Genomic DNA, 20,024 nt, shown 5'->3' with positions numbered 1-20,024 from the left:
ATGAATGTACTTTTCCTTGTAAATAACACAAAAATATCTCCAAACGCTAATGGTGGTGCATCTGTATATTTCAGTCACTTGCAATTATTAGCAAAACTAAATTACAAGGTTCATGTATTGATGATCGATTTTGCGGATGGTAAAAAAGCAGCGCTTTCATCAAATGTAACCCCTGAATATGTTCAAGAAATAAAAGGATTTTATACAGAAATACATCACTTTCAAGTGGCGCAAATTCCGCCGAATGGCATCATAAATAGAATAAAAACAGCAATTTCGTCTCCTGAAAAGTTTGAATATTTCTTTGTGAATACTACAAATGAGAAAATTTTAAAAAAGTATATCTCAGAAAACAACATACATCTAGTTTGGGCAGAATGGCGATGGACAGCAATTCTGGCAAACTATGCAAATTTAGATACTCCAATTATATATGCACATCACGATTGGGAATTCAAACTGCGAAAGCTAAAAAGTAAGCTTTCATTCATGCAAAAGTTTCATCTAAAACAAAAGAAAAGAGTAGAGTTAGACCTTGTGAAAAGTGTAAATGCTTGTATTTCGGCTTCCTATACGGAAACTCAAGAAATCAAAGATTACGGAAACCCAAATGCATTATACATTCCTCTAACATACGAACAAGTTGAATTGGTTGAAAATACTGAAGAAACACCAACAATTGTGCATTTAGGTGGCATGGGAACAACGGCAAACAGAATCGGATTGGAACGATTTTTAGAAGTTTCTTGGAATGATCTCAAAACACAATTACCAAACGTCACGCTAAAAGTCATCGGAAACCTAAAATACGCTTCCGAGTCGCTGCTACAACGTTTAAAAGATCCACAAATAGAATGTCTAGGTTTTGTAGAAGACCTAATGTCAGAATTAAAACCTTACGACATTCACATCATTCCATGGGAATACAATACGGGAACGCGCACAAGAATTCCGTTAGTTTTTAACTATGCGCAAGTATTGGTGTGTACCAAAGAAGCTGCAAGTTGTTATCCGGAAGTCATTCACGATCAAAACAGTATCCTGAGCAATGATTTACAGCATATGACACAGCAATTGATAGATTTGTATAACAATACAGAAAAACGGATATTTATAGGCGATAACGCTCGAAAAACGTTTTTACAAAGCTTTACAGCAGATGAGCAGCTGGAGAAATTGAAGGTTTTTTTGGAATCTTTATGAAATTACAAATGCTGAATTTTAAATTATGAATTATTCCAAACGTCAGTTCGAGTGAAATTCTGTCACATTGAGCGGAGTCGAAATGAAAGAATTTAGTATCGAGAACAGCTATGATGTAAAAAACGCTTTGATCTCAAAGCTGTTCTCGATACAAATTTGCCTTGCAAATTCACTCGAACTGACGTTTAGAGCAAAACAAATAAACAAACGAACGAAGGGACAAATCAACAACAAATGAAAAAAACCTACATCATAGCAGAAATCGGACAAGCACATGACGGAAGTCTCGGAATGGCGCATGCGTATATTGATGCTGTGGCAAAAACGGGCGCAGATGCCATTAAATTTCAAACGCATATTGCTGCTGCAGAAAGTAGTATTCACGAACCTTTTAGAGTAAAATTCTCCAAACAAGATGCTACACGTTATGAATACTGGCAACGTATGGAGTTTTCGCTAGAGCAGTGGAAAGGACTAAAAGTACATTGTGATGAAGTAGGGATAGATTTTTTGTCATCACCATTTAGCAATGCGGCGGTAGATTTGTTGGAAGAAGTAGGTGTGTCTTGTTACAAAGTAGGTTCTGGGGAAGTCAATAACTTTCTATTACTAGAAAAAATAGCAAACACTGGAAAACCGATTATCATTTCGTCGGGAATGAGTTCGTTTGCAGAATTGGATGAAACAGTCGCTTTTCTCAAAGAAAAAAACTGTGAATTCTCCATATTACAATGTACAACATCGTATCCAACAGCACCAAAACAATTTGGATTAAACGTAATTCAAGAATTAAAAGAACGTTATCAAGTAAAAATTGGATTCTCTGATCATTCTGCGGGAATCGAAGCAGGCATTGCAGCAGCGACGTTAGGTGCAGAAATCTTAGAGTTTCATGTGGTATTTGACAAAGAAATGTTTGGTCCAGATGCAAAATCATCCTTAACGTTTCCTGAAACTACAAAACTCGTTACTGCAATCAGAAACATTGGTGAAGCATTGAATCATCCGATAAACAAAAAAGACAACTCACAATATTCAGAATTAAAACAAATATTTGAAAAATCGTTAGCAATCAATAAAGATTTACCAAAAGGACATGTGTTAACATTCAATGATTTAGAAGCAAAAAAACCAAAAAACTATGGAATATTGGCTTCAAAATTCCAAGAAGTCATCGGGAAAAAGCTTGCGCGTGATATGAAGCAGTGGGATTTTTTAAACAATGATGACATACTTTAAAAACCGATTATGATAAAAAACATACTAAACATATTAGTAGTTGCTTTCTGCTTACAAAATGTAAGTGCACAAAAAGATATAGAGATTGTTGAAAAACTTCTTAAATCAATAGCAAATCAAGATATATCAGCTGTATCGCAATATATAAATGAAAATGTTTTGGTGGTAGAAGGAGATTCTGTAGCGTTCAATTCTAGTGAAATTTTTTTGAAGCGGTTAGAATTATTTAAAACTTGGGACATTCAAGTTAGTGAAGTAGAAGTTTCTGAGTATGAAGGAGACATAGAATTCTATTTCACATCAACGAACAAATATCTTTCACTTTTAGAGATAGCGCCATTTAATGTTAGCGGTACATGTTTAGTATCTGATGGAAAAATCAAAAAAATACAAGGAGAAGAATGGTATTATGTGTATGATAGGCTATTCTTTCAAACATACGAAGAAATTGAGTTTGCAAAATGGCTAGCAAAAGCGAATCTTTCCATATTAGATTTCCCGAATACGAAAGAAGGATATGAATTATTGCTGAGCTTTGTTAAAAGATACAAAAACGTTGAACTTTCTACGCAGGAAACACAAAAAATGGAAACCTTTGTCAATGGGAATATAGTTCGCAAGAGAAGACAATTTGTTGTGAATGATTCAGAAGGAATAAAGGCATTTATTTATGATGTAATAATGGCATTTAGAACTAAGAACTATAAGAAGGTTCAGGAAATGTACATTACGGAAAAAGAATTTGTAGAACTTTGGAAATATTATGGAGGTTCGCCTACAAAGGGAATCCATGAGTATAAAGAAAATGTCAAACCTTTAACAAAAGAAAGGTTTGAATACATTTCAGGAATTAATTTTTATACTTCTGTAGTAGACTATAAAATGGAATCAGACGAAGATTTAGATAAAGTTCCTTTTAGTAAAATTTTAAAGAAAGAAGTGCTTAAAGGAAAAGAAGAATATTATTTTTCTGAAGACGAATTCCGTATTGAATATATGTATGACGGATCACTTACCAGTGTGAAAAGACTAAAGCTAGGTGAAATTATTTATATTCCTAACAAAGGTTGGAAGCTTACAAATTTAAACTAAAAACCAAATCAACGAATCAACAAATTAATCAAAAGCCAGAAGCTAATAGCTAAAAGCAAAAAGAAGAATGAACAAACGAAAAATATGTGCTGTAGTAACCGCACGACCATCTTACAGTAGAATCAAAACTGCGCTAAAAGCCATTCAAGAACATCCAAACTTAGAATTGCAATTAGTAGTAGCTGGTTCAGCATTGTTAGGTCGATATGGAAACGCTGTGAATGTAATTGAAAATGATGGTTTTAAGATAGATGAAAAGGTCTTTATGGTATTAGAAGGAGAAAATCCTACAGCAATGGCAAAAACTACAGGATTAGGTGTCATGGAGCTTTCAAACGTATTCTACAACCTAAAACCTGATGCAGTAATTACGATTGCTGATCGCTTTGAAACCATTGCAACAAGCATTGCGGCAGCATATCAAAACATTCCGCTAGTACATATTCAAGGAGGAGAAGTTACTGGAAATATTGATGAAAAAGTACGTCATGCAAATACAAAATTGGCTGATTTACATTTAGTTGCTTCAGAAGAGGCAAAAGATCGTGTTATAAAGCTTGGTGAAGATCCAAAATACGTTATCAATACAGGTTGTCCATCAATAGATATTGCAAAAGAAGTTTTAGATGCAAACGATTATAATTTCGATCCAATCAAAAAATATGGTGGAGTCGGAGCTGATTTAGACATTTCTAACGGTTATTTAGTTGTAATGCAACATCCAGAAACCAATCGTTATAAATCAGCACGAGAAGACGTATTATGCACCTTAAAAGCAATTCACGAGCTCAACATTCCGACGTTTTGGTTTTGGCCAAATGTAGATGCAGGTTCTGATGGAACGTCAAATGGAATTCGCTACTATCGTGAAAACTTCAATCCGGATAACATTCGTTTTTTCAAAAACATGGAGCCAAACGACTTTTTACATTTACTAAAAAACTGTGATTGTTTAGTTGGAAATTCAAGTGTAGGAATTCGTGAATGTTCATTTATTGGTGTTCCAACAGTAAACATCGGAACGCGTCAAAATCGTCGCCAACGTGGTAAAAATGTGATTGATGCTGCATATGATACAAATGCTATCAAAGATGCAATTCAAGAAAGAATCAGTCAAAAAGGTAGGTTGTCTGAGCATATTTACGGCGATGGAAACTCAGGAAAACAAATCGCGGAAGCATTAGCAAATACAGCGTTAATAGCGCATAAAACAATTATGTATTGATTTGCATTATGAGTGTTACATATTAAATTAATAAATAGCATGAACGTCAGTTAGAGTGAAATTCTGAAAGAATTTAGTATCGAGAACAGCTATGATAAAAAAAAGTATTGATTTCACAGTAGTTCTCGATACAAATTTGCTTTGCAAATCCACTCGAACTGACGTTAAGAATAAACGAATTTAAAACGTTGAATCTTATTTTGAATGTTAAATTGAAGTAATACTATTGCTAAAGACGACCTAATACTAAAAACCTAATACCCAATACCAAGAAACATGAACATTCTAGCAGTCATACCAGCAAGAGGCGGAAGCAAAGGTGTTCCAGGGAAAAATATAAAACTTCTCAACGGAAAACCGCTCATTCAATACAGTATTGACACAGCTTTACAATCAAAATATATCTCAGAAGTCGTTGTTACAACTGATGATGAAGAAATTATCGCTATTGCGAAGTCGCTTGGCGCGAATGTACCTTTTGTACGACCTAAACATTTAGCTGAAGATGCAACACCAACATTGCCAGTCATTCAACATGTTGTTTCATACTTTCAAGCTGAAGGAAAAGAATTTGATGCAATTTGTTTATTACAGCCTACAAGTCCATTTAGACCGAAAGGATTTTTAGATCAAGCATTGCAAACATTTAAAGAAAAACAAACAGATTCTTTGGTTTCTGTCTTAGAAGTTCCGCATCAATACAATCCACATTGGACATTTGAAGCCAATGAAAATGGTATCTTACAGATTTCTACTAGTGAAAAAGATATCATTCCAAGACGACAAGAATTACCAAAAGCATATCATAGAGACGGAAGTATTTACATCACAAAAACTGATATTTTGATGCATGAAAATTCATTATATGGAAATTCATTAGCATACATTGTGTCTGATGAAACATTCTACGTAAACATTGACACCATAGAAGACTGGGAAAAAGCATCTGAATTAGCAAAAACAATCACGCTTTGAGATTTGAAAAACATACCATAACGAATTTTCACATTTCCTTTGACAAAAATGAATTTCATGTAGAACTATTCAAAAAGGAAAATCAAGGAAGTATCTTATATTGGATTGAGAATACTACACATACAATTATATGGTATTCATCAGATCATGACGAAGAAAAAATCATAGATTTCTTAGAAGAATTGCATCATGATACCGAAAAAGCATTTCAAAATGTATATGAAGAAATCGGTGGTGCTTTTGAAATTTTCATTCACAATAAAAAAATAAATAACTTATTTGTTTTAAGTGATTTATATGGTGTAAGTGGAAGTTTTTATTTAACTAATGAAGACGCGTTTAAATTCTTTTTAAACTTTCAGAATTTCACGGAATTACATATTCCTTTGAAGTTTGATCAAATTGGAATGCAAGCGCATTTTGCATTGGGTTATCAGGTACAACCTTTTCCTTTACCATATAAAAATATACAACGAGTTGAAGGTGGGAAACTACACAGTTTCAATTCAGAATTGCAACATAAAAAAATATCATTAACAATTAAGTTTTCTGAAGAAACAGCATCATTTTCATTAAAAGATGCAATGAATGTAACGGAAAATCTATTCTTTGGCGCTACAGCCGGAAAAGACAGTTTAACACTATTAAGTCAAGTAAAAGAAGGTGATGCACATGTAAAAACAGGAAATTTTGGTGAAATCTATGCTGCTGATGTGATTCAAGGCAAAGAAATTGCTGTAAAACTTGATGTTTCTTACGAACACACAACTTTGTGTGATGAAGAAGAGTTTGAGCATTATGCGAATGAAATAGCAACAATTTCAGGTGGTTTAGGAACAATTTCTTATGTAGACATGCTCAAGTTTGTCGATCAAGGAATTCCAGAAAATTACAGTTATGTTATGGGTGAAGCGGGCGAATGTGTTCGAATGTTCTTTCCAGAAGATTCAAATCTTGCGAAAGCAATGCACAACTATCTAACTCCAAAAGAATTTTTATCAAATTCATTTACAGAAGATTATAAAGAATTTGTAAAAGCATATCCAGAGAATATTTCTACAGAAATCACCAAAAACTACAAAGGAAACTCGAATGCAGAAGTTTTGATTAACTTTTACAGAAATGGACGTTTGCCAGGAAATTTTGGAAATAGACACAAGTTAATATCGGTGTATAGAAATAAAATTACACCTTTTTTGCACGAAGAATTCATTCAACAAACTCATAATTTGCCACATGAACACTATAAAAATGATCAAATTCATGAACAAATTATCTATGAATCAAATCAAGATTTATTAGCCTTCTTTCGAAACCCAATACAATCTGAAATCACTGTACAAGATTGGAATCATCGTATTTCCAATGAAATAGGTGAGAAGTTATATGAAATGTTAGAAAAGCGAATTCATGCCTTAAAAACCGTATTTGATGTAGAGAAAGTACTGGCTTTGGCAAAAAAACAACAAAAAACACCGAATAGAGGACTATATTTTCTTTTCAGAATCCTTTCAATGGCTATATTTGTGGACAATACCAATAACGCGATTGCCCCATGCGAAAAAAGATAATTTCCATATTTGTTGGATATCAAAGTTTTGAAAATCATTACGCAAGTGATTTCTTTGAAACTCCCGAAAATATTGACATGTTGGTTTGGCACAATGTGAAATCTTCTGCATTAGAAAAACTGCCAAAAAACATTGATACGCAACAACTTCCTGAGTTTGACTACAAAGGCAAAACAGACTTTTTACGCTATTTAAAGGCAAAAGCAACCTTACTATATAACGACAAAACGCAAGGAATACCAAATCATTATTTATACAGAGTTTCTCCTGGAAAAAGTACTTTCAAGAAAAAACTCAAATTTGGGTTGATTAATTTTTTAGGAACTTTCTATGCTTCCAAAAAAGCGATTCAAAAATTAGAAGACATTTTCTTTGATGTAACACGCAAATCAAACTATTATCAAGAATGTTTACAGTATTTAAAATCAAATACACCAGACTTGATCTATTGTTCACATCAGGTTTCTAGTTTATCGTTGGCACCAGTATTAGCAGCACGTGACTTAGGAATTCCTGTAGTGAGTTTCATTCATTCTTGGGACAATCTTCCGAAAGGAAACAAAATGCTAAAAGCTGATCATTATTTCGTTTGGAGTGATTACATGAAAGAAGAAATGGAAGCCTATTATCCGCATGAAGTTATAGGAAACAATATCACGGTTACTGGAACACCACAATTTGCTTGCTATACCAAAGATGAATATTTGATTCCTAAAGAATTATTCTACAAAGCATACAATTTACCAACAGACAAAAAGTTACTTTGTTTTTCTGGGAATTTTACCTCAATCGGAATGGATGATCCGTTGTATTTAAGAGATTTAGCGGAAGCTGTAAAACGCCATAATCTCACAAATACAGAACAATATCATGTGATTTTGCGTGCCAATCCTGCAGATTACAATCAAGGATTTGTGCCAATATTAGAAAAATACAAAGATGTCATCACGGAAGTCATTCCTACTTGGAATCATGATGAATTTTCATTGCCAGAAACGTATACTGTAAACTCAAATTTAGGTGTTTTATATAGTACATTATTTTACAGTAGCGCTATATTTAACATTGGTTCTACAATGGCACTTGATGCGATATTACTAGGAAAACCAGCGTTTTACTGTTATTACAAGCATGCAGACGGACACAAAGATTTTGACATAGATCGCTTATACCATTTTGTTCATTTTAAAACATTTACAAAACATGAAAAAGCAGTATATATGTTGCGTAAACAAGAAGAATTTGTTGAAATTTTACAAGATTTTGACACCTTAGAACAACAAAATCGTAAAGAACGTTTAGCTTGGGCAAAAAGTATCGCCAAACATCCGTTAAATGAAGTTCGTGATAGAATGTATAATGCCTTTCAAAACCTATTGAGTTAATGCACATTGCTTTCTTACTTCCTGAATATCCACATGAAAAACTACCGAAATCGGCAGGCATAGGAACGAGTACAAAAAACTTGCTCAAAGCTTTGGTTGATAAAGGTTTACAAATTACGGTATTTACATATTTTCAAGACAAACAAGAAGTATTTCAGGATGGAAACATCACAATTCATAAAATAAAACTGCGCAAATATCCAGTGTTAACCTGGAAACTGAACGAAGGTATTATCAATAAATACATCAACAAAATCATCAAAAAAGACAAAATTGATGTATTGGAAGTAGTGGATTGGACAGGAATTTCGGCAAATATGAACTTTCAAATTCCGCAAATAATGCGTTTGCATGGAAGCGATACGTTTTTTTGTCATTTAGAAGAAAGAGAAATCAAACAAGCTAATTTTAACAGAGAACAAAAAGCATATCAAAAAGCTGATAAAATCATTGCAGTAAGTCAATTTGTAGCAGAAAAAACAAACTTGTTATTCGCTTCAAACAAAGAAGTAACGGTAATTCCTAATGGGATTTATATAAATGATTTTCAGCCAGATATTACCAAACAAAAAGAAGGATTCATACTTTATTTTGGAACCTTAATTCGTAAAAAAGGGATCTTAGAACTAGCAAGTATCTTTAATGAACTAATTCAGAAGAATCAAAATTGTCAATTAGTTTTGGTAGGTAATGATGCTATTGATGCAAAAGAGCAGCGTTCGACTTGGGAAATTTTTCAAGAAGTACTTTCTGCGGAAGCGATAAAAAAAGTAAATTACTTAGGAACAGTTGATTATGATAGAATGAAAACGTTGATCAGTGAAGCTAGTATTTGCGTATTTCCTTCATTGGCGGAATCCTTTGGAATGGTTACAATAGAAGCGATGGCAATGCAAAAACCGTTTGTAAATACTGATTATCCGTGGGCAAAAGAAATTGTAGAAGATGGAGAAACAGGTTTCTTAGTCAACCCAAAATCACATACAGAATTTGCAGATAAAATCAATTGGCTATTAACAGATGCAGAATTAGCTTCAAGTATGGCAAAGAAAGCACGACAAGAAGCAATCAAACGTTTTGACATCACCAAAATCGCAGATCAAAATATAAAAGTGTACAAATCATTAGTAGCAGAAAAATCATGAAATTTACACTCATCATTTGTACATATATGCGCGCAAAACCATTGCAAACACTATTACAATCGGTTGTTGGGCAAACATTGTATCCTGATGAGATTTTAATTGTTGATGGTTCTCGAAATGATGAAACGAAAGAAATGTTAACCGAAAACACATTCAAGAATTTAGTCTATTTTAAAGTTGATGATTCTGAACGCGGTTTAACGAAACAACGAAATTTTGGAATCAGAAACGTTTCTAAATCTAGTGAAATTGTATGTTTTTTGGATGATGACACGATTTTAGATCAAAACTATTTCCAAAACCTTATTGAGACGTACAAAACATATCCAAATGCATTAGGTGTTGGTGGTTATATTACAAATGAAATCACTTGGACAAAGATTACAGAAAATACAAAACCTAGCGCAACATCTTTTGTCTATGATGGTTGGTTTCGAAACGAATCACAACGCTACCGATTGCGAAAAAAACTAGGTTTACTAGACAACACAAAGCCGTGTATCATGCCAACATTCGCGCATGGTAGAGCTGTTGGGTTTTTACCTCCATCAGGAAATACATATCCTGTGGAAGTCTTTATGGGCGGTGTTTCATCGTTTAAGAATGAAATCTTTAAGCAAATCAATTTCTCCACATATTTTGATGGATATGGTTTGTATGAAGACACCGATTTCACACTAAGAGTTTCAAAACTAGGACAATTATATGTCAACACTTCAGCACAATTAGAACATCATCACGATGCTTCTGGTCGTCCAAATCAATATAACTACGGAAAAATGGTTGTTAAAAATGGTTGGTACGTTTGGCGTGTGAAATATGCAAAACCTACACTAAAAGCAAGAATAAAATGGAATGTAACCACTTTGTTCTTGGCAGTTCTCAGATTTACAAATATATTTACCCAGCCTAAAAAAAAGGAAGCCTTTACTGAATCTCTTGGCAGAATGGCCGCTTGGTTCACATTATGGTTTCAAAAACCCCGAATTGAAAGATGAGTTTTCTCAAAAAAATATATAAACTATTACCTTCCAAAGGTTTGAAAGAATCGCTCAAAGAAGTGTATTTCAATCGTATACGAAAAGAAAAGTTTAAGCGTAAAAACGGTACTTACAGTACAACATTTGATAATACGCTTGAAGTAATTACCAAACTTCCGATGTACTATGTTGTCAAAGATATCAACAGATACGAAACATTTTACAACGTGCAAAAAGGCGATGTAGTTATGGATGCTGGCGCAAATCATGCGTATTTGTCTATTTACTATGGAAAAAAAGTAGGTGCTGAAGGAAAAGTATTTGCTTTTGAACCTGATAAAATCAATATCGCAGAAATGGAAGCGAATATTGCGTTAAATCCTAGCGTAGACAATATTCAAATTCAAGAAGAATTGATTTGGAATGAAAATACAAAACTAGAATTTTTTGAAGCAGGAACAGTTTCTTCGTCTATTCATTACAAACCAGAAAATGCTAAAGCTATTCTAAAAGATGCAATCACGATTGATAGTTTTCAAAAAAGAGAACATTTACAACGTTTAGATTTTATCAAAATGGACATTGAAGGTGCGGAAATAGAAGCTATGGACGGATTGGTTGAAGTCTTAGAAAAATACAAACCTAATTTTGCCATTGCTAGTTATCATTGGGTAAATGAGGAACAAACCTATAAAAAAGTAGAAGCGTTTTTCAAAGCAAAAAACTATCCGTATAAAACTGTTTTTTACAAAGATGGTGAAGTCATAACCTTTGCAGGAAATAGCGTTGCCTAACATGAATTTTCTAATCGTCACACACGTTTTACATGCCAAAAGAGAGGCAGATTACCTTGCGTACGCACCGTATGTAAAGGAAATGAACTTATGGTTAAAATACGTAGATAAAGTCACAATTGTAGCGCCATTACTGGCAGATAAAGAAATTCGTCCAATTGATATTGCGTATCAACATGAGAACATAGATTTCAAATCGATTCCAGCGTTCAATCTATTAAGTATAAAATCAAGTTTAAAAACATTATTGGTTTTGCCAGTGATCTTTTTTAAAATCATTGGCGCCATGCGAAAAGCAGATCATATCCATTTGCGTTGCCCTGGAAACATAGGATTAATAGGTTGTGTATCGCAAATTTTCTTTCCGTCAAAAATAAAAACTGCGAAGTATGCTGGAAATTGGGATCCAAACAGCAAGCAACCTTTAAGTTACCGATTGCAAAAAAGAATTCTATCCAATACATTTTTGACTAAAAAAATGAACGTTTTGGTCTATGGTGATTGGAAAAATCAAACAAAAAATATAAAATCATTCTTTACAGCAACGTATCGCGATCGTGATAAAGGAGAAGTGAAAAAACGTACTTTTAGTGATACAATTACTTTTAGTTTTGTTGGTTCATTATCTCCAGGAAAACGCCCGTTATTAACGATTCAAATCATAGAAGCATTACGCAAACGTAACTATAATGTACGTTTGGACGTATATGGAGATGGCGCAAAACGAAACGAATTAGAATCGTACATTGCTCAAAATCAATTACAAGAATACATTACATTGCACGGAAACGTAACTTCTAATCGAGTAAAAGAAGTACACAAAACTGCTCACTTCATGATGTTGCCTTCTAAATCGGAAGGTTGGCCAAAAGTAGTGGCAGAAGCGATGTTTTGGGGAAGTTTACCAATTGTAACAAAAATTTCCTGTGTTCCGTATATGCTAGATGAAGGAAATCGTGGTATTTTGATTGAACCAACTGTGGAAAGTGCAGTTGAAGCAATTGAAAACGTATTGAAATCGCCAGAAGCTTATCAAGAAAAAGTAGAAAAAGCGATCGAATGGAGTAGAATTTACACGCTAGATACCTTTGAAAACGAACTAAAATCATTGCTCTAAATGTTGAACGTTTATACAGATACCAAATTCATTTCGGAACATCCAAAAGGAGAGAAGTTTCCATTGGTATATGCGTTACTATTTGATGAGCGTGATGAATTTCCTGAAGTTAAAAACTATTATCGATTGGTAAATACAATTGATGATGCAGAAGTAGCTTTTTTACCCTTTTCTTGGAATTATTATTTAAATAATGATTTACAAGCTGAAGCTGAACGTTTCATTGATGAATGTCATTCAAAAAATCTAAAAGTGTTAACATATGTTTCTGGAGATCAAGGTGTCATGCCAACAAATAAAGATGTGTATGTTTTTAGAAATAGTGGTTATAAAAGTAAGAAGCTGAAAAATCAAATAGCATTTCCTGCTTTTTTTAAAGATCCATTAGCACATTACATCGAAAAAGAAAATCATCAAGTTCGTGTAAAAGCTGAAAAACCTGTCATTGGGTTTGTGGGACAAGCAACTCCGAATCTATTAAAAGCGGTAAAAGATATTGGCTTTGTTATCTACAGAAATTTAAAATTTCATTTAGGAAAAACACGTTTAGAACCACAGCAATGGTTTGCAGCGCCGTTTATGCGTTACAAATATTTAAAGCGATTAGAGAAACATCCAAAGATTAAAACCAACATTATTTACAGAGAACGTTATCGTGCCGGCGTGCGAAAAAATCGTTCTGTAGATAAGACAACATACGAATTTTACGAAAACATAAACGATTCAGATTATATTTTCAATTTGCGTGGCGCAGGAAACTTTTCAGTACGTTTTTATCAAACGTTGGCAATGGGAAGAATTCCTGTGTTGATAGATACGGATTGCTTGCTTCCGCTAGAAGGAATCATCGATTGGACAAAACATTGCATTCGAATTCCGCAAGGAAAAGAATATGAAATGGAAGCGAGATTATTGGAGTTTCATCAAAATTTAACGCAAGAAAAATTTGAAGAAATTCAAAAAGCAAATAGGAAACTTTGGGAAGAATATTTAACGTTAACAAGCTTTTTTGCTAGTGTTCATGACCTTCTGAAGACTGGTGAATTGTAAATGCTAAATGTTTAATTATTCAAAACGTCAGTTTGAGTGAAATTCTGTCACATTGAGCGCAGTCGAAATGAAAGAATTTTGTGTCGAGAACAACTTTGAAATCAAAGAGTTTATTGTATCGTAGCTATTCTCGATATTATTTTCTAACGAAAATCACTAGAACTGACGTTTTGGGAATGTAGAATATTGAATTATAAATTTAAAAGTATTTTCGAATAAACGAATAAACGAATAAACGAATAAACGAATAAATGAACATATGAAAACCCTTCAAGTCATAGATACACTCGATACTGGCGGCGCCGAAAAATTGGCCGTTACGTATGCAAATGCTTTGGCTACAGAAGTAGAAACTTCGTTTTTGTGTACAACGCGAAAAGAAGGAATTTTAAAGAATCAGATTGCTGACGAAGTTGAATATTTATTTTTGAATCGTCAACGTACTTTCGATTTTGCAGCGATCAAGCGATTGAAAGCTTTTATTAAAAAAAATGAAATTTCTATTGTTCATGCACACGCTACTTCATTTTTCATTGTGTTTTTAACCAAATTGATCTATCCGAAATTTAAAATGGTTTGGCATGATCATTATGGAAATAGTGAATTTTTGGCGCAACGAAAAGCTTTTGCAATCAAGATGGCTTCGTATGCCATGAATGGTGTAATTTCCGTAAACCAACGATTAAAGGATTGGGCAAAAAACAACTTAGCAGTTTCTAAAATTGTCTATTTGTCAAATTTTCCCGTGAAGAATGAAACGGTTAAAACAAGCACGGAACTAAAAGGAGCAGAAGGAAAACGTATTGTTTGTTTGGCGAATTTACGTCCGCAAAAAGATCATGTGTTGCTGTTGAAAACGTTTAAAATGGTACAAAAAGACGATTGGACATTGCATTTGGTCGGAAAAGATTTTGAAGATGATTATTCACGACAGATCAAATTGTATCTTCACGATCACGGATTAAGTGAAAAAATCTTTATTTATGGAAGTAGAGAAGACGTTTCACACATTTTGAGTCAATGCGATATTGGTGTACTTTCATCAGCATCTGAAGGTTTACCAATTGCGTTGTTGGAATATGGATTGCATGAATTAGCAGTGTTAACCACAGATGTCGGCGAATGTAACCGAGTTGTTTCTGACGAAACGAAAGGATATATTGTTCCTCCGAAAAATGAAACGGCTTTTGCAGAGAAACTCAGTTTTTTAATGGAAAACAAAAACGAACGTCTCGCGAAAGCGGAAAAATTATACATACACATACAAGAAAATTTTGCTCAAAAAGCAATCATTCAGCAACTAATTAGTTTTTACAACGAATTGTAAATGGCAACACTTACAGAATATATGGAAAAGCGTATGAGAATACTTGGAAAATCAAGTCTTCTCAAGGTAACGCTATTTTTAATTCTGATATCTTATTTTTACAATGTTGCGGTATTTAATTACAGTATTACGGGAAATAACGAATTGCGTTTATACGATTTTGTCGGAATGATGATAATGTATCAATTCTACCAAAATAGAATAGTTTTGCTATGGTTTATCAATAAAGAAAAGTACTTATTTTATTTATGGACATTCATCCGATGGTGTATGTTTATGATGATTTTTACGTTTTTTATTAGTTACCTAAACGGACGATTAACTTGGATTTTAAGAACTACATTATTCATGTATCATTTCTTAATTTTCTACTTTTCATTCATATTTTTCTTGATTTTGATGCGAAGTATAAAAACGTACCGTCAACTGGTATATTTACATATTATCATGGTGATTATAGCTTCATTAGTAGTGTTATTTCAACACTTTGGAGTTGTTCCGTATTTGTGGAGTGAATTAGATAGAAAAGCGTATGGAGGCTTTCTTTCTGGTATTTTAGGACCAAATAAGATTGTTTTGGGAATGGTCATGTACATTTCGTTGGTAACTTTTATTGGAATGTTTCTTCAGAAAGAACTACGCATCAATAAAATTATGTTATTAGCGGGAATCATCTTCGCTATGATCGCGCTAGGTTTGAGTGGTTCGCGTACGAGCTATGTAGGTTTATTGGTGTTTTTAGGATATTTCTTTATACGATCTACAGGGAAATTTATCTATATGTCTGTTGTTTTAGGTATTGGGCTTATGATTGTTTCCATGTACAATACCGAAATTTTTACGTTGATCACCAATGTAATTGATGGACGTGTATTTAGTAAGATATCAGATCCGACGTTGGTAGCACAAGGAAATGTAGATCAACTTTATGAAGACTTAGGAGCCGGAAGAAAAAACTTATCATTAAAATATATAGATTACTTGCTCACACATGTATACATTGTGCCGTTTGGTTCGGGTTTTAATAATTTCATTTTGATCGGAAATTCAGCACACAATATTTATTTAACGCTGATTAATGAAGTCGGTTTGGTTGGTCTATATTTCTATGTAAGATGGCTGTTAAGTTACTTTGCCTTAGACTTTAAACGTTTTGTACAATTAGGAATTGTACTCAAAGGATTAGTCCTAGCAACGATGGTTACTTTATTATTTGGAGAACAATTATATGTTTACCGACCTGTTTTTGCTATATTGGGCTTGTTTTTATTTGCAACAGCAGTTTTATTAAGCCCTCGATATTACATAAAATCATGACAAACTTTGCTGAACATACCATAGGAGTCGTCATTCCATATTATAACGCCGCAAAACACATAGAAAATGTAGTGCGAAAGTTACCTGAATTCATTGACAAAATTATCATTGTGGATGATTGTGGAAAAGAACCTATTCCTGAAAATTTAGTTGCTAAGTCCAAGTCTGAAGAAAGAATTGTTATTGTTAAAAATGAAAAGAATTCTGGAGTTGGTGGCGCTACAAAAAATGGTTTCAAGAAAGCAATTGAATTAGAACTTGATTTTGTAATTAAAGTAGACGCTGACGATCAAATGGACAGTAGTTTTATTCCGCATTTACTACAACCATTAATTAACAAAGAAGCAGAATACGCAAAGGGAAATCGTTTCAAAGATTTTAAAGCCTTACGACAAATGCCGTTTGTACGAAAGGTTGGGAATTTAGGATTGTCGTTTTTGACCAAAGCCGCTTCGGGTTATTGGAACAATTTCGATCCGACGAATGGTTTTTTTGCCATTAAAGTAGAACTGTTGAAACAATTAGATTTCAAAAATATTCATCGCGATTATTATTTTGAATCTTCACTGATTGCAGAATTGTATTTTCAAGATGCAAGAATCAAAGATGTACCAATGCCAGCGCATTATGGAGATGAAAAATCGAGCATGCAAGTTTGGAAAATTCCATTCATCTTCATTCCAAAATTGACAAAAACCTTCTGGAAACGTATTATAAAGAGTTATTTTATCTACGATTTTAATATTGCTTCCATTTACTTGTTATTTGGAATTCCAATGTTTTTATTTGGTGTAGTGTATGGAATTTACAATTGGCTTCATTACCACAATATTGGTGAATTTACGCCTGTAGGAACGATTATGCTCATTACAGTTTCGTTGATTCTTGGCTTTCAGTTATTACTACAAGCCATACAATACGATATCTTAAAAGCGCCAAAATCAGTGTCATGAATCGCAAGCACATCATCGTAGTTTTACTGAATGTTTGTATTGCTTTTGGGTATTATTTGGGGAATTTATCTTCAAATGAAACACATTTAAGCTCTGATTTACACAATATTATTCCTGTCTGTTTAAAAATGGACGATCCTGCGATGTTTCCACATGATACATTTGCAAATGATCTCGATAATGTAAAATATTACACACCTTTTTATATAGAAACGCTTCGTTTCTTTGCCAATTTTACCGATGGTAACTATGTGCAAGCTTTGAATATACTTACGTTCATTTGTCATATTCTATTTGGATTGCTTTGGTATTTTTTACTATTCAGAATCACAAAAAACTTTTGGATAGCCTTGTTTGTTTCTGTGTTGATGCGCGGAATTGTTTGGATTCCTGGATTAGAATATTGGGGAATTTCAGATATATGGTCATTGTTACCGCGTGTTGTGTATTACGCGATCATGCCATTACCATTTTTAATTCTGAATTTTCAACACAGTAAAAAAGTATATTTAGCTGCTTTTTTAGCTGGTTTGCTATTTAATTTTCATCCCATAACAGGTTTAAGTGGAGTGTTACTTTTTATAGGATATATTCTAGTACATTCATATTTTAAAGAAAAACGCTGGAAATCCTTATTCAGTAAGCAAAACCTCATTTCTTTAGTATTGATTTTTATAGGAATGCTGCCGTTTTTTGTCACGTATTTAGGAAATGTTTCTGCAAAAGCAGATTATGATATAGCGCTATACAAAGAAGCAGTCGCATTAAAATTTCCATCATTTTTATCAGAACCAACTACATTTTGGAAACAATGGATATCGCTCAAATATGGAGCATATTTCTCTATTGTTGTTGCGTTTATCATACTTGCATATACTAAAGGAACAATGAAAGATCGCTTGCGAAGCAAATATATTGTAATGCTAAGCGCATTGCTATTTGTGCTTCCAAATTTAGCAACTTATGTAGAATTGGCGATTAACTCTATGTTTGACTTAAATATTAGAATGTCGTTTCAGTTGGTACGCATGCAAAAACTATTGATTTTGGCAATGTACTTTGCCATAGCTTTTCTGTTAGATATTCTTTATAGAAATGATCTTTTTAAGAAAATCCTTCCGTATATTTTTGGTGGATTTTTTTTGATGCTTGTCTTTAGTAAACAAAATTCGTTTGGCAAAATTCCTTTTGTATCTAATGACATGATTCGTCGTGTATTGCCAAATTCGCTATCTGTCGGATCAATTGTAAATGGGCAAGAAAGTGAAGATTTGAACGAAGTACTGACTTTTATACGAGAAAATACACCAAAAGACGCAATTCTATTTGCTCCAGACATTGGTCGTTCTGGCGGACAACGTTCTGTGGTTTTAGATAGTAAAGGTGCAAATATGTTGATAGAAGGAAATCCTAAACGATATGTGCAATGGTATCAAGACTATCAAAATTACAATAAACTATCACGTGAAGCATCCAATCAATTTTTACGCGATTATGGTGTGGAATATGTATTAATTTATATAGATTTACCGGAATTTGAATTGCGCTTTCAAAAAGGCAAATGGCGATTGTATGATACAGGCATTAGGCATTAGTTTTTGGGTGTTAGATACTCTGATTTTAGTAGTATAAGCACTAATCCCAAATTCCTAATTCGCTAATCCCTTAAAAAAAACAACTTGAAGATTTTAAAAAAAATAATATTTATAGTTTTCATTCTCGGATTTCTCTTTTCGAGTTATATCGGCTATTGTTATTTTATGAAAAAACCGGTGCCGTTTTTCGGAAGAAAAATTACAGGAGCTTATTACTCAATTGCAACAGGAACTACGCAAAATCCGTTGTCTTGGAAGGTTTCTGAAGCAAAAGTATTCAATCGTGAAAACAATAAAATTCCTGCTAAATTGCTCATGGCAGATCCTTTTTTACACCAAAAAGACGGAAAATGGTATGCTTTTTTTGAAATCATGAGTGAGAAACATGCAGATATTGGTGTGGCTGTTGAAGAAAATGGAACTTGGAAATATCTCGGAATTGCTTTAGACGAAACTGTGCATTTGTCGTATCCGTTTATATTTGAAAAAAATGGAGTTACCTATATGATTCCTGAAACAAAACGTCATAGTCAAGTACGTTTGTATAAAACCAATAATTTTCCATTTGATTGGCAAGTAGATAAAGTTTTGATTACAAACAAACGACTCGTTGATGCAACGTATTTTGAAAAAGACAAAGTTTCTTATTTATTTGCTACGGAAGATAAAGATTTACGTTTATATGTTTCCGATAGTCTGCATGGCGAATGGAAAGAACATCCTTCTTCACCATTATTATCTGGAAACTATACACGTTCTGCGGGAAGACTTTTAAATTATGATGGAAAACTAATTCGCTTTGCACAAGATCATTTTGGCGGTTATGGTCGTGCTGTATATGGTTTTTCAATCGATTCTATTTCAAAGACATTTTATAAAGAAAATACACTAAAAAATAACCCGATTCTTAAAAATCAAGGACAAACTTGGGCAAAAAATGGAATGCATCACATAGATATTCATAAATTGCCAGACGGAACGTACAAAGCAATTTTTGACGGTTATGGATATGGAACTGAAAAAATTACGTTTAGCCTAAAAAACAACTTTTAACCT

The 20,024-nt window shown here is 33.3% G+C and carries 17 protein-coding genes; all 17 read left to right on the top strand.

Annotated elements, in window-relative coordinates; genetic code table 11:
- The 17 genes from ACOQOS_RS03575 (at position 1) to ACOQOS_RS03495 (ending at position 20,021) form a co-directional block, all read left to right on the top strand.
- On the top strand, positions 1-1,203 hold the full coding sequence (locus tag ACOQOS_RS03575; RefSeq protein WP_420573592.1) for a glycosyltransferase: 1,203 nt from the start codon (positions 1-3) through the stop codon (positions 1,201-1,203).
- A gap of 234 nt (positions 1,204-1,437) precedes the next feature.
- Positions 1,438-2,442, top strand: coding sequence for an N-acetylneuraminate synthase family protein (locus ACOQOS_RS03570; protein ID WP_420573591.1), 1,005 nt, complete (start codon positions 1,438-1,440; stop codon positions 2,440-2,442).
- Positions 2,443-2,451: 9 nt separating this feature from the next.
- Complete coding sequence (locus ACOQOS_RS03565) at positions 2,452-3,534, top strand: hypothetical protein (RefSeq protein ID WP_420573590.1); 1,083 nt, start codon at positions 2,452-2,454, stop codon at positions 3,532-3,534.
- Positions 3,535-3,601: 67 nt separating this feature from the next.
- On the top strand, positions 3,602-4,759 hold the full coding sequence (gene neuC / locus ACOQOS_RS03560; protein ID WP_420573589.1) for a UDP-N-acetylglucosamine 2-epimerase: 1,158 nt from the start codon (positions 3,602-3,604) through the stop codon (positions 4,757-4,759).
- 276 nt (positions 4,760-5,035) lie between these two features.
- The gene (locus ACOQOS_RS03555; protein ID WP_420573588.1) at positions 5,036-5,734 is read left to right on the top strand and encodes a cytidylyltransferase domain-containing protein; all 699 of its coding nucleotides are present in this window, start codon (positions 5,036-5,038) and stop codon (positions 5,732-5,734) included.
- Positions 5,731-7,305 carry a hypothetical protein gene (locus ACOQOS_RS03550; RefSeq protein ID WP_420573587.1) on the top strand — a complete coding sequence of 525 codons (1,575 nt, stop codon included), beginning with the start codon at positions 5,731-5,733 and terminating at the stop codon, positions 7,303-7,305. Before ACOQOS_RS03555 ends, ACOQOS_RS03550 begins: the two co-directional genes overlap by 4 nt.
- Positions 7,290-8,690, top strand: coding sequence for a hypothetical protein (locus ACOQOS_RS03545; protein ID WP_420573586.1), 1,401 nt, complete (start codon positions 7,290-7,292; stop codon positions 8,688-8,690). The genes ACOQOS_RS03550 and ACOQOS_RS03545 overlap by 16 nt, the downstream gene beginning before the upstream one ends.
- Positions 8,690-9,835 (top strand): glycosyltransferase family 4 protein, encoded by a 1,146-nt coding sequence (locus ACOQOS_RS03540; RefSeq protein WP_420573585.1) that lies wholly within the window; start codon positions 8,690-8,692, stop codon positions 9,833-9,835. Before ACOQOS_RS03545 ends, ACOQOS_RS03540 begins: the two co-directional genes overlap by 1 nt.
- On the top strand, positions 9,832-10,833 hold the full coding sequence (locus ACOQOS_RS03535; RefSeq protein WP_420573584.1) for a glycosyltransferase family 2 protein: 1,002 nt from the start codon (positions 9,832-9,834) through the stop codon (positions 10,831-10,833). The genes ACOQOS_RS03540 and ACOQOS_RS03535 overlap by 4 nt, the downstream gene beginning before the upstream one ends.
- The gene (locus ACOQOS_RS03530; protein ID WP_420573583.1) at positions 10,830-11,609 is read left to right on the top strand and encodes an FkbM family methyltransferase; all 780 of its coding nucleotides are present in this window, start codon (positions 10,830-10,832) and stop codon (positions 11,607-11,609) included. Before ACOQOS_RS03535 ends, ACOQOS_RS03530 begins: the two co-directional genes overlap by 4 nt.
- Position 11,610: 1 nt before the next feature.
- Positions 11,611-12,726 (top strand): glycosyltransferase family 4 protein, encoded by a 1,116-nt coding sequence (locus ACOQOS_RS03525; protein ID WP_420573582.1) that lies wholly within the window; start codon positions 11,611-11,613, stop codon positions 12,724-12,726.
- Positions 12,727-13,776, top strand: coding sequence for an exostosin domain-containing protein (locus ACOQOS_RS03520; protein WP_420573581.1), 1,050 nt, complete (start codon positions 12,727-12,729; stop codon positions 13,774-13,776).
- Between the two features lie 259 nt (positions 13,777-14,035).
- Positions 14,036-15,103, top strand: coding sequence for a glycosyltransferase family 4 protein (locus ACOQOS_RS03515; RefSeq protein ID WP_420573580.1), 1,068 nt, complete (start codon positions 14,036-14,038; stop codon positions 15,101-15,103).
- Positions 15,104-16,420, top strand: a complete 1,317-nt coding sequence (locus ACOQOS_RS03510) for a hypothetical protein (RefSeq protein WP_420573579.1) — start codon at positions 15,104-15,106, stop codon at positions 16,418-16,420.
- Positions 16,417-17,373, top strand: a complete 957-nt coding sequence (locus ACOQOS_RS03505) for a glycosyltransferase family 2 protein (RefSeq protein ID WP_420573578.1) — start codon at positions 16,417-16,419, stop codon at positions 17,371-17,373. Before ACOQOS_RS03510 ends, ACOQOS_RS03505 begins: the two co-directional genes overlap by 4 nt.
- Positions 17,370-18,968, top strand: a complete 1,599-nt coding sequence (locus ACOQOS_RS03500) for a hypothetical protein (RefSeq protein WP_420573577.1) — start codon at positions 17,370-17,372, stop codon at positions 18,966-18,968. Before ACOQOS_RS03505 ends, ACOQOS_RS03500 begins: the two co-directional genes overlap by 4 nt.
- A gap of 165 nt (positions 18,969-19,133) precedes the next feature.
- A complete protein-coding gene (locus tag ACOQOS_RS03495) occupies positions 19,134-20,021 on the top strand; it encodes a glucosamine inositolphosphorylceramide transferase family protein (RefSeq protein ID WP_420573576.1) in 888 nt (295 codons plus the stop codon).
- Positions 20,022-20,024 lie beyond the last annotated feature (3 nt).

The organism is Kordia sp., from assembly GCF_965224175.1.
Lineage (GTDB): Bacteria > Bacteroidota > Bacteroidia > Flavobacteriales > Flavobacteriaceae > Kordia.
The sequence above is the reverse complement of the archived record's forward strand: the minus strand, read 5'-3'. Positions and strand labels throughout refer to the sequence as shown.

Bases quoted from the DNA above. Each gene is read 5' to 3' on its own strand.
- ACOQOS_RS03520 (WP_420573581.1), top strand. From the start codon at position 12,727: ATGTTGAACGTTTATACAGATACCAAATTCATTTCGGAACATCCAAAA.
- ACOQOS_RS03555 (WP_420573588.1), top strand. From the start codon at position 5,036: ATGAACATTCTAGCAGTCATACCAGCAAGAGGCGGAAGCAAAGGTGTT.
- ACOQOS_RS03525 (WP_420573582.1), top strand. From the start codon at position 11,611: ATGAATTTTCTAATCGTCACACACGTTTTACATGCCAAAAGAGAGGCA.
- neuC (WP_420573589.1), top strand. From the start codon at position 3,602: ATGAACAAACGAAAAATATGTGCTGTAGTAACCGCACGACCATCTTAC.
- ACOQOS_RS03500 (WP_420573577.1), top strand. From the start codon at position 17,370: ATGAATCGCAAGCACATCATCGTAGTTTTACTGAATGTTTGTATTGCT.
- ACOQOS_RS03545 (WP_420573586.1), top strand. From the start codon at position 7,290: ATGCGAAAAAAGATAATTTCCATATTTGTTGGATATCAAAGTTTTGAA.
- ACOQOS_RS03515 (WP_420573580.1), top strand. From the start codon at position 14,036: ATGAAAACCCTTCAAGTCATAGATACACTCGATACTGGCGGCGCCGAA.
- ACOQOS_RS03530 (WP_420573583.1), top strand. From the start codon at position 10,830: ATGAGTTTTCTCAAAAAAATATATAAACTATTACCTTCCAAAGGTTTG.
- ACOQOS_RS03575 (WP_420573592.1), top strand. From the start codon at position 1: ATGAATGTACTTTTCCTTGTAAATAACACAAAAATATCTCCAAACGCT.
- ACOQOS_RS03540 (WP_420573585.1), top strand. From the start codon at position 8,690: ATGCACATTGCTTTCTTACTTCCTGAATATCCACATGAAAAACTACCG.
- ACOQOS_RS03570 (WP_420573591.1), top strand. From the start codon at position 1,438: ATGAAAAAAACCTACATCATAGCAGAAATCGGACAAGCACATGACGGA.
- ACOQOS_RS03495 (WP_420573576.1), top strand. From the start codon at position 19,134: ATGAAAAAACCGGTGCCGTTTTTCGGAAGAAAAATTACAGGAGCTTAT.
- ACOQOS_RS03510 (WP_420573579.1), top strand. From the start codon at position 15,104: ATGGCAACACTTACAGAATATATGGAAAAGCGTATGAGAATACTTGGA.
- ACOQOS_RS03535 (WP_420573584.1), top strand. From the start codon at position 9,832: ATGAAATTTACACTCATCATTTGTACATATATGCGCGCAAAACCATTG.
- ACOQOS_RS03505 (WP_420573578.1), top strand. From the start codon at position 16,417: ATGACAAACTTTGCTGAACATACCATAGGAGTCGTCATTCCATATTAT.
- ACOQOS_RS03565 (WP_420573590.1), top strand. From the start codon at position 2,452: ATGATAAAAAACATACTAAACATATTAGTAGTTGCTTTCTGCTTACAA.